This is a genomic window from Streptomyces sp. NPDC056883 (assembly GCF_042788835.1).
GTDB classification, from domain to species: Bacteria; Actinomycetota; Actinomycetes; order Streptomycetales; family Streptomycetaceae; genus Streptomyces; species Streptomyces stoeckheimensis.
In genome coordinates this window covers 41974-57425 of record NZ_JBHUBS010000024.1, presented here as the reverse complement: position 1 = coordinate 57425, position 15452 = coordinate 41974, and the positions used below count along the sequence as shown (strand labels likewise).

Genomic DNA, 15452 nt, shown 5'->3' with positions numbered 1-15452 from the left:
TCAGCCTTGCGCCTTGGCCGCCTCTGCGGCCCGCGCGGCCGCCACCATCCGGGACACCTCCGCCTGCGCCGGGTGGCGAGCGGGCGCGGTGAGGAACTCCGGGTCTCCGTCCATCCACTGCTCCAGGAGCTCACCGTCGGGCTTGGGGCGCGGCGGCGGTTCCTGGTGCTTGCTGTTGGCCTGGCAGTTGGCGCTCCCCAGGTGCGGGGTGAGCGAGTGGAGCGAGGTGAGCCATTCGATCTCGGCCCGGGTGGACGTCTTGGCCGGGTCGCCCGCGTAGGTACGGACCCACCCCAGGAAGAGAGCGGTGAGGTGCTCAATGATGTCCTCGTGCAGGTGCCAGCACTTCGGCATCTTGGAGTGCAGTTTGGGGTGGGCCGTCAGTAGCCAGTCCACCCAGCCGGTCAGCTCCAGCAGCCGGTTCTCACGATCCTTGGGCTCCATCGCCCGCCACACCCAGCGGGTGATCGGCTCGGGCTTGCTCGCCTCGCCGTTTGCGGCGGCCGGGGCCGTGGCGGGCGCCGCCAGGGCGGTTGGGTCAGACATCGGACGCCTCCAGGGCAGCCGGGGCGGACTTCGTCAGCGACGGACCCGGGGCGGGTCGCGCCAGCCACTTCATCAGGTCCTCGTCACGCCAGGTCAGCCGCATGTTGACCTTCACCGGCGGGAGGTTGCTGTACTGCGCGATGGCCGTGTATTTGGGCAGCTGCATCAGCTCGTGGATCGGGGCCAGGTCCGTCTCGACCGCGGTCTTCGACGAGGAGCTCTGTCCGCGTCCCGTGGACGTCGTGGTGCGCTCCACGAACGTACGGCCGTAGATCCCGGAGAAGTGGCGCAGGGTCTCCGGGTCTCCGCAGCCCGGCAGCAGCATCCGCAGTCCGGAGGCGCTGAGCACGGTGTTGGCGGCGTCTTGCCCGAACCGGGTCCGCAGCTGCGACAGGTCGTGCCAGACGGTCAGTACGGTGATGCCCATGCCCCGGCCCGTGGTGAGGACGCCGGGCAGTTGCGGGTAGCGCAACATGTTGCCGGCCTCGTCGACCATGACGCCCAGACCGGGAGAGAGGGGCTTGCCGGTCTGGAGGTAGCGCTGCTCGGCCCCGTGGATGATCGAGGCGATGATGGCGGTCAGCAGCGGTGCGTACCGCTCGGCGTCCGACGGCGCGGCGACCAGGCAGACGGTCGCGTTCTCGGCGAGCAGCTGCTCCACCGTGAAGTCGGTGGCGGCCGCGGTGGCCCGCACCTCCTCGTCGCGGTACACCGACGCGATCACGTTGAGCGTGAACTGGATGGAGCCAATGCCGTCGTCGTGAAGGGTGACCCAGGGCCGCGAGTAGTCCAGTGCCACCTCGGGGTACTGCGGTTCGAGGACTGCCTTGACGTGCTCGACCGCATCCTTGCCCAGGGCCAGCCACTCCCGGAACGAGCTGATCCCGCCGCCGGTGATGTTGGCGGCGAGCAGCAGGCCCTTGAGGATGCCGCGGGCCTGGTCGATCCAGGGTGCGGCCCGCTTGTCGTGGCCGGAGGTGGAGGCGTTGGCCAGCCACTCCGCCATCCGGTCCGCCGACTTGGGGTCCTTGGCGTAGTCGACGGGGGACCACCGCGCGGTCTTGCGGCCGGGGATGCCGGCCGGAGCGACGACGTACACCGGGCCCAGGTGCCGGCGGCTCTCGTAGATCACATCGAGGTCGGCGGCCTTGACGGTGGTCACGACCAGGGGGCCCCGCCATTCGGCCGCGTTGCCCAGGACGAGGCCGGTGGTCTTGGTCGAACCCGGGACCCCGAAGACCGTCGCGGAGATGTTGGTCTCGGCGGCGAGGATCTTCTTCGTGAGCTGTCCCCGCCCGGCGGTGATCTGGTCCGGCCGGTTGACCGGGTCGGGATCGACGCTGAGGGTCTTCTCCGTCTTCACCCCGCCCCACTGGGCGCCGCCGAGGTTCTTCTTCCCGCCGAAGGTCCGGAGCAGGAGGGCCACCGCAACGATCAGGAGGACAACGAAGATGACAACCACGAGCCAGAACGCCCAGGTGGGCGGCGCCGGTTCGTAGACCGAACCGGGCCCCTGGCTGACGGTCAGGAGGATGGTCTCGGGCAGGCCCTTGCTGGACGTCGCCCAGCCGTTGCCGGTTACCAGCCCCGCCACCGGCGCGGCCGCCAGGACGATCGCGCTGGCGCCGAGGAGGAACCCGACGCCGAGGGCGGCGAGGAGCGTGTTGTCGTCCATGCTCTTGTCGTTGGCCACTCAGACCACCATCCGCTCGTCCGTCTCGAACAGGGCCTTCTCGGTGTGGCTGAGCATCAGCTGCACGGCGTGGCTGCCGCCGCCGCGGCCCACCTTCCAGAGTGCGCGGCCGCGCTGGCCGGCACCCCAGCTTCCGATCAGCTCGCACTCGGCGTCGGTCAGGCCGATCGCCTCGCGCGTGATCTGGAGCGGCTTGGTGTCCTGGGCCAGCTGGATACGGGTCTCACAGCTTGCGATCAGGTCCTTGGCGATGGCCACCGCTTCGGAGCCGGCCGCGCCCACGGACTCGAAGTCCGAGAGACGGTGCGTGGCCAGCAGCTGGATCGTGCCGGTCGCGCGGGACAGGCGCAGGTCGGCGTCAATCTTGCGGACCATCGCGGCGCCGCCGGAACGCATCTGGCGCCACAGCTCATCGCGCACGACGATCCACGGACGCTCGCCCGGCCGGTCGATCGCCGACTGTGCCCAGGAGGAGACACAGGTCAGGACCATCGCCACGGTCTCGTCGCCGTACTGCTCCAGGGCGGAGATGTCGACGCTCTGGATCGGGGCGTCCCAGTCCAGTCCGATCGACGTCTGCTCGTCGAACAGACCGCCCAGGTGGCCGGTGATCATCCCGCCGAGCGCGGAGCGCAGGGACGCCATGTGCTCTCGGGCCAGCTGAATGTCGTCGTCGCGGACGCGCAGCTCCCGAGCCATGGCCTCGCTCGGGTCGCGCAGCTTCGCGTAGACCAGGGGGAGCGTCGGCACGCTCAGGTTGCTCTGCCCGTACAGTTCGCCGGTGACCTCGCGGACCGCGACGTCCAGGCATTCCTCCTCCTGCGGGCGCAGGTTCCGCTTCAGTTGGAGTTCCAGCAGCGCCTTCAGCAGGGTCAGGCGCCTGCGGTGGATCTCCTGGAGGCGGGCCTGGAGCACGGCCCGGTCCCTGATGTTCTCCAGGTCGTATCCCAGCGGACCCGCGTCCAGCGGGTTGAGTCGGCCCGGCAGGCCGGGGCCGAGCCTGACCGGCTCGACCCCGAGGTGCTCGCACAGCCCCTTGTACTCCCCCTTGACGTCCCCGGCGATCAAGGTCCGGTGGCCCAAGGCCATCAGCCGGAAGCACAGCGCCTTGATGTGCGCCGACTTCCCGCTGCCCGGAATCCCGGTGATCATGACGTTCGGGTTGGTGGCGAGACCCTCCTTGACCCAGGCGGCCGGGTGCGCCGAAAACGCCTGCATCGTCAGTGTGTTCCACCCCATATACACGCCGATCGGCGGCAGGCTCGCCGCGTGCAGGAAGGGGTAGATGCCGGAGGCCCGTTCGGTGTCGGCTCGGAAGACCTCCGCCTTCGCGAGCGAGGCGGTGCGGCCAGCGAAGGGCATCGCCCACCCCTTCCGGGGGGCGATGCGCATGGCCGCCTCGGGGCTCTCCAGCAGGCGGGATCGGCGCAGCTCCTTGGCGGAGAGCTGCTTGGGAACCGGCGCGCCTTCCATCTCGTCGAGGAAGTCGCCCAGCCGGGATGCCTTCAGGTTCGTGTCGCCGCCGTCGCCGCGGCGGAAGGGGAAGCCCATCAGATGCCCACCCGCCGGTCGGGCAGGCCCTGGCCGAGCGGCAGGGCAGCGACGGTGAACGCGTCGTCCTGGGCGCCCCACACCCGCCGGATCTCCAGGCCCGCGGACGAGGCGTCCGCCTGGAGTTCGGCACACGCCGTCTCCAGCTGCTCAAGATCGGTGACCGTGACGGCGATCAGTGCCGTGAGGCGGACGACACCGTGGCCGCTGGCTCGGGCGACGTCCTGGGACCGCGCGGTCATCGCCTCCCGGCGCTCGTCCTCGCTCTCCGCCCTGCCCGTCTTGGCGCGCAGCTTGCGCGCGGCATCCCTCTTCGTCTTCTCCCGGGCCAGCTCCTGCCGTGCCTTGGCCGGGCCGATCGGCTCGTACACCAAGGTCAGCGAACGCCGGGCGTTGCTGCGGGGGCGAAGCAGCGGCTGGAGGAACGTCGCGTAGACCTCGGACTGGGGGAAGCCCCGGACCTGGTAGCTGACGGTCCACGCGCCGTCGTGCCGGTACAGGCCCCAAACGGTCTCGGTCGCCGCCGGGCCCGCGAGCTCCGGTTCGACGCCCTTCGCGGCGCCGGCCCACTGAGGGTCGTCCGCTGCGGTGGCGCGCGCGGACAGCGCCAGCTGCGCCTCCGGGTCGAAGGCCGTGCGGATCGTCTGGGCCACGCCACGGGGCGGGAGCCACTCCTCGACCTGGAGACCGGCGCTCGACAGCGAGCCCGCCATGGCGTTGATCTCGCGGACCAGCACGGCGGCCGCGCCGATCTGCCCGCCGCCGGCACCCTTGACGGCGAGCCGTGCGCGCGGAGCGGACAGGGTGACGGACAGATAGGTCTCGCGGATCGTGGCGGCCGGGCCCGCGCCTTCCATGAGCTCATCGAGTGCCTGGACGGCGACGGCGGGAGCGTCGGGGGAGGTGTGGCGCTCGACCCACGAGCGCAGAGCGGCCCCGTCGTCGGGCAGGCTGCGCTGGTGGACGGAGATGCGGGTGACCGCCCCGTCCTCCTTGCACTGGCTGCGCAGGAAAGCGGCCCAGCCCTTGACGCGGATGTTCTGCCGCTCGGTGTCGATCAGGGCGAGGCCCGGGAAGGTGACCCGGCAGATCGCCGTGTACGTGTTGTCGACCGGGTTGTGCATGATCCCGATCTGACCGCCGAGCCCGTCGGAGGCTTCCAGCAGGTGCAGCCGGGCGAGCCGTCCGGGCAGGTCCATCGGCTGGCTGCCGTCTTGGGTCTTCGGGGCGAAGACCCCGGAGAAGAAGAGGTTTCTGTTCGTTGCCACTGAGATCTGGTGCCTTACTGCGAGGACGATCCATTCATCTGCCGACAGACCCAGCACGCGGCCGTACGCGAGCACGAGCAGCACGGCGGCCATGGGCAGGGCGATCAGCGCCGAGCCCCACGAGCGGGTGTAGATGGGGATGAGGGCGATGACTGCGGAGGACCCGACGAGGGTGAACCCCAGGCCGCTGAGGTCCCCCATGAAGCCGGAGCGTTCCGACTGCCATCCGCCGTAGAGAGCCGGTTCGGTGTTGGACACAGGGCGTCAGCTCCCGTCGGTTGAAGTAGGTGGTGGCGTAGCCGAGACCCCGCGGCTGGCGGAGTCCGGCGGTCGCGGCGGCGGCGGTGCCGGGGTTTCCTGGGGGACCGGCTGCATGGCCGGCTCCGACGGGCCCGAGGCGGCCGCAGGCGCGGGGGCTTCGCCGCTCCGCGGCGGGACGACCACGTGGCGGCCGCCCTGAGCACCGGTGCCGAGGCCCGCGTTGGCCGCCGAGTTCTGGAAACTCGACTCGGCCATGTCCTTGCCCATGGCAGCGACCTGGAGCCCGACCCCGACGACGCCGCCGGCCTTGCCCATGAAGCTGCCGCCCTTGGTGCCCTTCATGGACTTGGACCAGAAGCCGCCTCCACCGCCGCTTTCGGAGGCGGTGGAGTTCTCGCCTTCCAGGGCCTTGGTGTAGGCGCTGCCGCCACCGGAGGTGCCCGCGCCGCTGGGCGACGCCTGGTTCCCGCCGAACATCGAGCTGACGGAGCTGCCGACGCTGCTGATCATGCCGCTGGCCGTGCTGTTCCCGTCGCCGTTGCTGGTGATCACGATGAACTTGGCCAGCACGGGCCAGCTGGTGCCCGCGACGACGAAGATGATCAGACCGACGATGACGTTGCGCACGCCCTCGGCGGTCGACATCGCGGAGAATCCGATGCTGAAGACAATGACGATCGTCGGCTTCATCAAGATGAGCGCGGTGATCGCGTTGCGGGTCTTCGGCCACCAGTCCTTCGTCGCGTCCGACATGGACCCGGCGAGGGCGATCGGGGTCATCACCACCAGGATCATGATCCCGGCTTGGCGGACCAGCATTTCGATCCACAGGGCGCCGATCGCCAGGATGCACAGGATCGAGACCACGATCACGAAGCCCACCGCGGTCGGCGCGATGCCGCTGCCGGTGATCAGGGCGCCGCCGGCCGCCGCGGCGCCGCCGGTGCCGACGAGGCCGCTGAACAGAGTGCCCAGCTGCTTCTCCATCGCCTTCGAGGCGTCGCCGTCAGGGCCACCACCACCGTCGAAGGTGTAGTTGATCAGCGCCGTGCTCAGCGTGTCGGACCAGTTGAGCGCGACCTGCGTAGCAACGAGGTACACGCCCAGGATGGCGCCGTACTTCGCCAGGCCGACGACGGCGGTGACCAGCGGCCCGCCCGACTGGGAGATTGCGAGCTTGCTGAACTGCACCAGCAGCATGAAGGTCGCGATGATGAGCGACAGCCCGGTGGTGATGCCCAGGATCGGGCCGATGCCGGTCTTCGACAAGTCAATGGTGCTGATGGAGTTGAAGGCTTCGGCGAACTGCTTCAGCAGCCAGACCACGGAGTGGCCGAGCATCGCGGCCGCCTCTTCGAGTGCGTTGGCGGCCATTTCGGAGATCTTGCCCGCCACCCAGTCAAGCGGTGTCTTCGCTGGGGGCGGCGCCTCCGCAGCGGCCTTGGCGTTGCACTCCTGGAAGCTCTTTTTGTCTGTCTTGACACATTTTACGAGAATGTTGTGGTACTTCTCGTAATTGGGTGCATTCTTGTCGGCCTTCTTCTCCCATCGCGCCAGCTCGTTGAGCTCGAACTGGCGGGCGTCCTCGGGGTCGTTGGACCCTTCACCGATACAGACCGTCGAACCGGCGGGGAAATCCTGGCAGTCCTCGGGAGCCCGGCAGTTCATCCGGGCCGCCTCGTTTCCTGCGTCCATGTCGCAGTACTCGCCGGTCTGCTTGTTGATCCCGATCCGCTCACCGTGGCTGAACTCTTTCGGATACGGGTCCGGGGGCTTGGCGCCCGCCAGGGCTATTGACGTGCCCGAGGTCAGCACGATCAGGACGGCGGCAAGCAGGGTGACCAGACGTGCGAAGTGCCTAGCCATCGTTCACCACCCGCCATCCGTCGGCCCACGCGTACTTGCTGGCCGGGTCGTAGGCGTGGGGGTACTTCACCTTGGCCGTGTACTGCGCGTCGGTGGTGACCTTCCAGTCGGCGCCGTCCCACTTCAAGACCAGGTTGGTGACCTCGTCTCTCAGCGGGTTCTGGTCGGCGCCCTTGTCGCGGATGGTCGCGTAGCGGTCGAAGACCATCCACACGTTGACGACGTCCCCGCTCTTGTCCAGCGAGCGGGCGAGAGCGGCCTTCACGCTGGTGGCGAAGGTGATGCCGTCGGGAGTTCCGCCCGACGGCGGCAGCCCCACGCCCTCACGGACCTTGCGGACCTCGGTGACGCCCTGGTCGACCGTGCCCGGCGAGTCCTTGGATGCGATGGCCGTCCACTGCTTCCGCGCAATGACGTCGTCCAGGAGGTCGAGGTCCTGCCAATAGGACACCGCGGCCGACGTCGCGCCGAGCGAGGAGTGCTCGAAGCCGGTGCCGATCCCCTCCCCGTCTGACTTCGCCTTGAGCAGCCGGATGTGGGGCGCGTCGGCCGGGGTGAACTCCTTGACGACCGGCGCCGCCGAGCTGGCAGCCGGCGAGGCACTGGGCGACGCCTTCGCGTCCTGCTTGAGATCCCCGTCGTCGGCGTTGAGCGTCATGACGCCGAGGACCCCACCGGCGACGAGAACGGCCGCCGCAGCGGACCCCATCAGGATCAGGCGCAGCCGGGCCTTGCGGGCCTTGCTGTCGTACGAGGCCATCTACTTCCCCTGCGTCATCGAGTAGAAGCCCCAGACGAGGCCGCTGGTGACGCCGATGCCGATACCGGCGATGAGCGACCACACGATGGCCGACTTGCCGCGCGAGGCGAGCTGTGCGCGCTCGGAGTTGTGCCCGATGGCGACGCATGCCCAGCCGGTGAGGCCGCCCAGCACCGCCAGGGAGAGGCCGACACCCGCGGTCCAACCAAGAATCTTGCCGGTCGGGGTCTGGAGCGTCCCGGGCAAGGACGGCGTGAACCCCGGGATAACCGGGTCATCCGCGAGGATCATGACGTCGTTCATGGTCTGGAGCATCTGGCTCATGGTGTAAGGACCCCTTCAAGTGCAGGTTGGGCAGGTCGAACAGGAACGGATTCGGTGGGCAGGCCAGCCGGCACGGGGGCCGGAGGCAGTGGGTTGCCCCATGTGCGGTGCGCCGAGGCGAGGACGGCCGCCACCAGGGCTGCCCCCGCCTCCGCGGTGCGGCGGCCCAGACGGGTCGACTGGGCCATCCCGTGGATGCGGATGTGCGGATCGAACGGCACGACCACGACAGCCGACACCAGGGACTGGAGCATCGTGGCGGCCGCCTTCGCCGCCGCCGGCAGGCGCCCCTCGCCCGTTGCGGTCAGGGCCACGACCATGCGCTGGAGCGGAAGCCCCTCGGCAGATGCGGCCTTGACGGCGGTCTGGAGCGCGGCCACCCCGGAGCCGGTCGTCGGTGCGCACAGCACCGGGACGGCGAAGGGCAGCGAGCACCAGGCGGCGCTCAGGCCCGGAAGGCCCTGGGTGCGGGCGGCGACGATGTCATGGGCCATCGGATGGCACGTGTCGGCCACGGCCGCCTGCCAGCCGCCCCCCGACGCGAGCTGGTACCAGGCCGCCGGCTCGGCGGGCAGGTCCAGCGGACCGTGGCTCCACTCCCGGTGATCCGTGAGGACGGCCCAATCACCGGCGGGGCCACGGGACCGTGACGCGGCTGCCAGGACCTGCGCGGGCGTGAACGGCTGATCCGCCGGTACGGACGCCAGCCCCGAGCCGGGTGAATCGGGCCACGCCGGCCACGGCGACGCGAGCCGTGGGGCCGTGTCCAGCACGACGCTGGTTCCCAGAGATGGCAATGAACAGGCCAACAGGCCCGCGATAGTTGAGCGGCCGCAACCGCCACCCGACCCCAACACCGGTACAAGCAAACGGCTTTGGGTGGGCAACGCCACGGCCGTCTGTGGATTCCTAGCCAACGCTCCCCCGCATTGCAAACGTAACCATCACAGCGGTCACTGGATGTGAACACGTGTCCGGAAGTCTATGCCGGGCAGGCGTAACACTAGTGGTGCCCTTGGGGCGTACTGTGTGTCAATTCCTTTATGCGGCACGGCAGTTGTCAGCATTCATGACCTTTAACTGCCCTTTGCCCTGATCTGTTGCGCCTCGTGCGGGTGATCCCTCGGGCAACCGTCTTACTTGCTTTGGGGGTGGAAATGCGATGTGGCAGGGTGACGTTGACGCCGCCGCGGGGGTTCTGCTGGACGGGCGACGTGCTCACGGGCCCAGGGCTTCCCTCGCGATGGCACCGGACGCGTGGGCGCATGCAAGGGGGAATGTGGCTTGAAAGCCAAAGGGGGGATCGCGCTGCTGGCGGCGGGCTTCGTCGTCAGCCCGCTGGCGCTGGGGCTCGGGCTCATCCTGCTCGTCGCGGCCTTCGACGACGACAGTGGTGGCGGCGGTGGCGGCGACTTCGGGCTGAGCGCCGGAGCGCTGCGCGTAGGGCCCGGCTACGTGCCGGCCAAGTACGCGGGGATCATCCAGAAGGCCGCTGAGGCGTGCAAAGAGGGCCTGCCCGCGGCGGTGCTGGCTGCGCAGCTTGAGGCGGAATCAGGCTTCAAGCCGAATGCCCAGTCCATCGACCCGGTCACGAAGAGGCCGATCGCCGACGGAATTGCTCAGTTCATACCGGAGACCTGGGCGACCGAGGGGATCGACGGAAACGGTGACGGGAAAAAGGACGTCTGGGACCCGGAGGATGCAATTCCCTCGCAGGGCAGCATGATGTGCAAGCTCCTGAAGACCGCCAAAGGGCACCCGGAGTACAACGGTTCGCCGATAGAGCTCGCGCTCGCTGGATATAACGCTGGCTGGGGAGCGGTGCAAAGGTACAAGGGTGTTCCCCCCGCCTCCTTCGCAGATGGCCAGACCTACGACTACGTCAAAAGCATCATGGCGAACGTGGCCAGGCTGACCGCCCCCGACACCTCAGGAAAGCCTGAGATGTCAGGTGAATGGACGCGGCCGGTTGATGCGCCGCTCGGGACGCCGTACCACCAGGCCGGTGGAATGTGGTCGAGCGGCTACCACACCGGTATCGACTTCGTCGCGGGTACCGGTACCCCGATAAGGGCCGCCGGTCCTGGAACGGTTGTCTCCGCCTCGCGGGTCAATGCCTACGGCCGACAGGTGATCATTCGTCACCCCGACGGCATGTATACCCAGTACGCCCACATGTCGGAGATGAAGGTCTCTACAGGAGACACCGTCAAGGGCGGCCAGGTTATTGGCCTCTCGGGCGCCGACGGCAACGTGAGCGGCCCACACCTCCACTTCGAGGTCCGTACCGGCCCGGACTACGGAACGGACGTCAGCCCGGTCACCTACCTGCGCAGCAAGGGCGTGAACCTCTAGGGCGCGCCCAGCCGTCCACGAGGCGCAGCAGCGCGCCAAGTACCTACACCGAGGAAACATCGTGCACGACGAACAGCAGCAGCTCCGGCCGTGGGGTGCCGTCACGTCCGACTTCTGGGAGCGCGGACAGACCCCGCGGCCCGGCACCGCAGGCAGCGAAGCCGACTCCGCCGAGACCGAACCGGCGCCCCGGCGGCCACCGGCAGCCCAGGAGTCCGGCCGGCCGGCCGCTGCCGCCCCGGCCGGGCGGCCGGAGGAGAAGCCCGCTCAGTCGGAGGTCGTCCAGGCCGGGAGCGTCCAGACCGCCGAGGCGACAGTCCCCGCGCAGGGGACCACCGCCTCGGCGTCCCCCTCGCACGCCGCAGACCGGCCAGTGGCCCATCTCGACCGGATCAACGCCATCATCGCCACCTTCAGCAGGCCTGACGACCGCGACGGCCTGGCCACCGCGGCCATCGAGGCCGAGCGGCTCGATCAGGAGTTCACTGCGCAGTACGGGCAGCGCGACCCCCACACCGTCAGCATCCGCGAGATCCGCGGCTGGCTCGCCCTCCTCATGGGCCAGCCGACCGTTGCCGCTCGCTGGTACCTGCACACCACCGGGCTTCAGATCGCTCTGCACGGCGCGACCCACGCGAACACCGACAGCTCCATGCAGCGAGCCATCCACACCTGGCAGCAGGTGAAGGACCCCGCCGAGGTGGTGCAGATCGGAACGGATCTCGCCAAGGTCGTGACCGCGGTTTTCGGCGAAGACACCGACGCCTACCGCTACATCCAGGCCCGCGTCGCCCACTATCGACGGCCGCAGCAGTAGAGCATCCTGCCCATGGAGAGCCCCCGGCCCAAGGCCGGGGGCTCTCCTGCTTCCCGGCCGGAATCAACCACTTCCAACTGCCCGCTGACACATGCCGCTTGACGCATGGCGGGGTTCCCCGACAAACTCTGAACTGTCGGGGAATCCCGACAGTGAGCGGAGGTATCTGTGACCACGTACAGCCCCAGTTACACGGGCGCGCAGTGGAGGATCGCGCAGGTCGAACTGGACCCGGAGACTCGGGCGCCCGTGAAGACCGTGATGGAGCCGACCGAGCTTGCCGGCCCCACCGTCTTCTGGCCCGACGGCACCACGTCCTACGTCCTCCACTTCAAGGGAGGCAGTGCCACCAGCTGGGTCGTCGCCGACGAGGCCGAGACTGCACTGCGGGCGCTTGAGGCAGTTCGCGGCGGGCAGGAGATTGCCCCGGAAGTCCTCCGGTCGTACCTCGGTACCGTGCGGCGGCTGGAGACGCGGATGACCGCGCTGAAGGAGGAGTTGCTCCTGGTCGCCCGGGAGCCCGGCCCGAACGGCCGTCCTCGGCTTCCATTCCGGGACATCGGCGAGGAGCTTGGGCAGCACCACAGCACCGTCGCCGAACGCCATCAGCGCATCCTCGACGGCGACACCGCCCGGTGGCGGCATTGGGTGGCCGGGCGCACGGAGCGCGCGGCCATGTACTTCAACGGCGGCGAGCTTCCTCTCACTCCCAAGCCGCAGCGCGAGCACGAGACCGGCGTCTACGACAGCCAGGAGGAGCTGGGGAAGGTGCTGGCCCGCTGCCGCTGCGGATGGTCCGGTCCCGCCGGCACCAACACCGTGACCGCAGGACGGCAGGGCAAAGCCCATGAGGACAACCCGGACGCCTGAACCCCGAGGCAGCCGACTGCTTGCAGGCGTGGCGGCCGCCCCGGGGGCCCTCAATCCCGAAATGACGAAACGAGGAACATTCATGATGACCGATCGGTCCGCCCCCGTGCAGGCCCTGGCGCTGACCGGCGCCCTACTGGCGACCTGGGACGCCTTGCACCCCTTGTTCGACCAGTGGTGCCAGGGAAGCCAGGATGCGGCCAACAAGGGCGCCCACGGCCGCCACCTGGTCTACCGGGACGGCACACCCGTCGGCCGAGAACCGAAGGGAGGCCGCGGAAGCGGCCAGCCCACCATGACCGCCACCCGACTGGGCTGGATCAGCGCAGCACGGCACGTCGCCAGCTACTCCGCGGGCCAGCTGACGGGGACGGTTCTCCTCACCCGCGCGCTCGGCTACCGAGTGCCGGCCTCGGCCCTAGCCGCCGGTGCGGGGATCAATGCGCTCACCCACCTTGTGATCGACAAACGGCAACCTCTGCTGTGGCTGGCCGCCAAGGCGGGAAAGAGTGGCTACGTCGAGCACTGCACCGTCGTGCGCCATCTTGACGCGGACGGCACCGCCCGCGTGGAGGACTCGGGGCCTGGCACCGCCGCTTTCGAGCTCGACCAGGCGCTCCACCGAGCCATCGGCGCCGTCGCCGCCGTCACCACGGCGTGGATGGCCATCCATGCGACGAAGAAGGGACGTACCCGATGACCGAGGACCTGTGGAGCCTCCTGCGCTCGACCTGCGAGGTGCAGAACATGTGCGACGACCTTCGCCTCAGCGATGCGGCCGGCACGACCACGCCGGAGCAGGAGCGGCACTACCGGCTGTGCCGCGCGGCGCTCGCGCAGCGCCACCTCGCGGCCGCCGACGCCACCGGCAGCAACCCCGAGGAAGCCCGGCAGGACGCCGAGCTGACCGCGAGCCTGCTGTGGAAGCACGACACCCTGCACGGCAGCCACCACGGACCGCTCCCCGCCACGCATCCGAGGTGGAAGGTCTCGAACCTCGGAGACTACGTCCGCCAAGAGGCCGACGCCGCGGGCCTGAATCCCCGCTGACCATCTACCCCGACACGGAGAACGCCCCCGCCATCGGCGGGGGCGTTCTCCGTGTCGGCCGGCTACGGGAGGGGGGACACCAGGCCCCGGCCAGGGAAGGGGTCCGGAACTTCATGTAGGGGGCGCACCTTCCCGTCCGGGGTGATCGGGATGCTCGCCCCGTGCATCCACCGGTAGAGCTCCTCGCCGCGGCACAGCCCGTATACGTACCGGACCTTGCCGTTGTCCGCTTCCGGGCTGTTCAACAGGCTCAGCAGATAGGTGATGAGTTCACCACCGCGCTCGGCGTTGACCGTTGCCGCCTCCTGCCACGGCTCCTCGTCCCCGTCGACCTGGAGCATGATCCGCGCGGGCTCACCGTGTACGACGTCGGTCTGCTTCTCCCCGTTCGGCGGCCCCCACAGGTCGACGGCCACGATCCGGTCACCTCGCACAAGACGATCCGTGGCCGTACGAACCCATGTGTTCACCAGTGCCGACATGCTGCCTCACTCCCCGCGTGCACCGAACAACCGGACAATCGCGCCTACTTGCGCGCGAAGGCCCAGAGTGGCGCGATCTATCCCACACCACCATCTGAGTTCTATCACTGGGTAAAGGCGCCCGGCCCGCGAGTTTCTTCCGCGGGGCCGGCTGCTTCCGCGGGATCAGTGCAGATGGGCGCCGGAACGGCGTCGGCCCGACAGGAGGGTCTCCTGTCGGGCCGACGCCGTTCGAGCTGTGCTCAGCGGGGCATCTCATCCTGCTCTGTCGCGAAGGCAAGGAAGTTCATCCAGGTCGCGCGGTCGAACTCGAAGGTGCCGCCTTCGGGGTTCTTGGTATCCCTGACCGCCATCCTGGCAGCGGGGCCAGAGGCCAGGCGTCGGGCCTGGACGCACTGGCCGCCCTGGTTGTCGCTGTAGCTGGACGTGAACCAGTCTGCGGTCGGGCCGTCGTCCCGGTGGGCCATGTCAGAACTCCTTGATTGCCTTGTGGATCATGCTTACGGACTCCGTGTGTCCTGGAGCTGCCGCTTGCAGGTCGGTGAAACTCTCGTCGTAAAGGTCGGTGTCGGAGCTCCTGCGCAGGACCCAGGCGTCGGCGCGGTTCTCCAGATAGACGATTGGCGGGAACGGGGAGCGGTCACCGAATCGAAGGATGGTGAAGGCGCCGTTCATGCCGGGGTGGGCGCCGAGATCGAACGGAACGACCTGGATGCGGACGTTGGTGAGGGAGGTCGCCAGCTCTGCGATGTGTCCCAGCTGCTCCCGCATCACCTCTGCGTTGCCGACGCGCCGCTTGAGGACGGACTCGTTGATGATGGCGGTCAGCTTGAGTGGGGATTCCTCGCGGCGGAGGGCTTCCTGGCGAGTCATCCGTACGGCTACGAGTTTGTCGATCTCGGCCGGGCTGAGTTCCTGGGTCGGCAGAGGCAGAGCCCTCACGTACGCCTCGGTCTGCAACAGGCCGGGCACGAACTCGTTCTCGTAATTGTGGACGGCGGCGGCAACTGCCTCCTGCCCGAGGTACGCCTTGAACCCGGGGCTGATGACCGGGGCGAGCTCGCGCTTCTGCCACCAGTCCTTCCGCGTCTTGGTCACCGTCGCGTAGCCGACCAGGGTGTCCCGGTGTTCCGTGTCCGCGCCGTAGATATCACACAGCGCCATGACGTCCGCCGGCTCCACGATCCCGTTCTCGGCCGCTTCGAGACGGTTGATCTTCGAGGGGCTGACCACCAGGCGCTTGGCCACTGCGGCCGCGGTCAGTCCCTTCTCCTCTCGGAGGCTCCGCAGCTCGATCGCCAGCTGGAGACGGCACAGCGCCGGCGCTGCCGATCCTGCTTCCTCACTCATCCCGCATCCCTTCGTCGAGCAAGGGCCAGTGTCTCGGTTGCTCTTCTGTCGCGGCAAGAAATCTTCTGCACCAGCGCGATGAATTCTGCCAGCCCGTGAACATCTGTCAGGACCGCCTCCTTGTACGGGAGTTCGAGCGGGAAAGCTCCGCGCAGAATTCTGCGGGAAGGGTATCCACGGTAACGAACCTGGTGGCATCCTGGGTCGGTCAGTACAGAACGCGCTCGCCTCGCGACTCCAGGTGATCTTGACGCTGGTG

The 15452-nt window shown here is 68.8% G+C and carries 16 protein-coding genes; 5 read left to right on the top strand and 11 right to left on the bottom strand.

Features of this window, described 5'->3' with window-relative positions; genetic code table 11:
* From ACFRU2_RS37285 to ACFRU2_RS37250, 8 genes are read right to left on the bottom strand one after another with little or no spacing between them, the layout of a single operon-like run.
* Positions 1–546 carry a hypothetical protein gene (locus tag ACFRU2_RS37285; RefSeq protein WP_382980658.1) on the bottom strand — a complete coding sequence of 182 codons (546 nt, stop codon included), beginning with the start codon at positions 544–546 and terminating at the stop codon, positions 1–3.
* Positions 539–2221, bottom strand: coding sequence for a type IV secretory system conjugative DNA transfer family protein (locus ACFRU2_RS37280; RefSeq protein WP_382980773.1), 1683 nt, complete (start codon positions 2219–2221; stop codon positions 539–541). The genes ACFRU2_RS37285 and ACFRU2_RS37280 overlap by 8 nt, the downstream gene beginning before the upstream one ends.
* An 18-nt stretch (positions 2222–2239) precedes the next feature.
* Positions 2240–3790, bottom strand: coding sequence for a type VI secretion protein (locus ACFRU2_RS37275; protein WP_382980657.1), 1551 nt, complete (start codon positions 3788–3790; stop codon positions 2240–2242).
* On the bottom strand, positions 3790–5316 hold the full coding sequence (locus ACFRU2_RS37270; protein ID WP_382980655.1) for an SCO6880 family protein: 1527 nt from the start codon (positions 5314–5316) through the stop codon (positions 3790–3792). The genes ACFRU2_RS37275 and ACFRU2_RS37270 overlap by 1 nt, the downstream gene beginning before the upstream one ends.
* A gap of 6 nt (positions 5317–5322) precedes the next feature.
* On the bottom strand, positions 5323–7185 hold the full coding sequence (locus tag ACFRU2_RS37265) for a hypothetical protein (protein ID WP_382980653.1): 1863 nt from the start codon (positions 7183–7185) through the stop codon (positions 5323–5325).
* A complete protein-coding gene (locus ACFRU2_RS37260) occupies positions 7178–7945 on the bottom strand; it encodes a hypothetical protein (protein ID WP_382980651.1) in 768 nt (255 codons plus the stop codon). Before ACFRU2_RS37260 ends, ACFRU2_RS37265 begins: the two co-directional genes overlap by 8 nt.
* Positions 7946–8269, bottom strand: coding sequence for a hypothetical protein (locus tag ACFRU2_RS37255; protein ID WP_382980649.1), 324 nt, complete (start codon positions 8267–8269; stop codon positions 7946–7948). It abuts the gene before it with no gap.
* Complete coding sequence (locus ACFRU2_RS37250) at positions 8266–9042, bottom strand: hypothetical protein (RefSeq protein WP_382980648.1); 777 nt, start codon at positions 9040–9042, stop codon at positions 8266–8268. The genes ACFRU2_RS37255 and ACFRU2_RS37250 overlap by 4 nt, the downstream gene beginning before the upstream one ends.
* Positions 9043–9553: 511 nt before the next feature.
* Between ACFRU2_RS37250 and ACFRU2_RS37245 the strand changes: the two genes are divergently transcribed.
* From ACFRU2_RS37245 to ACFRU2_RS37225, 5 genes are all read left to right on the top strand, one after another.
* Positions 9554–10624: a peptidoglycan DD-metalloendopeptidase family protein gene (locus ACFRU2_RS37245; RefSeq protein WP_382980646.1), complete on the top strand. Its 1071-nt coding sequence runs from the start codon at positions 9554–9556 to the stop codon at positions 10622–10624.
* A 61-nt stretch (positions 10625–10685) separates the two neighbouring features.
* Positions 10686–11441 carry a hypothetical protein gene (locus ACFRU2_RS37240; protein WP_382980644.1) on the top strand — a complete coding sequence of 252 codons (756 nt, stop codon included), beginning with the start codon at positions 10686–10688 and terminating at the stop codon, positions 11439–11441.
* Positions 11442–11609: 168 nt separating this feature from the next.
* Positions 11610–12311, top strand: a complete 702-nt coding sequence (locus ACFRU2_RS37235; protein ID WP_382980642.1) for a hypothetical protein — start codon at positions 11610–11612, stop codon at positions 12309–12311.
* A gap of 82 nt (positions 12312–12393) precedes the next feature.
* Positions 12394–13011 carry a hypothetical protein gene (locus ACFRU2_RS37230; protein ID WP_382980641.1) on the top strand — a complete coding sequence of 206 codons (618 nt, stop codon included), beginning with the start codon at positions 12394–12396 and terminating at the stop codon, positions 13009–13011.
* Positions 13008–13361: a hypothetical protein gene (locus ACFRU2_RS37225; protein WP_382980639.1), complete on the top strand. Its 354-nt coding sequence runs from the start codon at positions 13008–13010 to the stop codon at positions 13359–13361. The genes ACFRU2_RS37230 and ACFRU2_RS37225 overlap by 4 nt, the downstream gene beginning before the upstream one ends.
* Positions 13362–13423: 62 nt before the next feature.
* Here the strand turns inward: ACFRU2_RS37225 and ACFRU2_RS37220 are convergent, their stop codons facing one another.
* The 3 genes from ACFRU2_RS37220 to ACFRU2_RS37210 form a co-directional block, all read right to left on the bottom strand.
* Positions 13424–13777: a hypothetical protein gene (locus tag ACFRU2_RS37220; protein ID WP_382980637.1), complete on the bottom strand. Its 354-nt coding sequence runs from the start codon at positions 13775–13777 to the stop codon at positions 13424–13426.
* 308 nt (positions 13778–14085) lie between these two features.
* Positions 14086–14310, bottom strand: a complete 225-nt coding sequence (locus tag ACFRU2_RS37215) for a DUF397 domain-containing protein (protein WP_382980636.1) — start codon at positions 14308–14310, stop codon at positions 14086–14088.
* A 1-nt stretch (position 14311) separates the two neighbouring features.
* Positions 14312–15193 (bottom strand): helix-turn-helix domain-containing protein, encoded by an 882-nt coding sequence (locus ACFRU2_RS37210; protein WP_382980634.1) that lies wholly within the window; start codon positions 15191–15193, stop codon positions 14312–14314.
* Positions 15194–15452 lie beyond the last annotated feature (259 nt).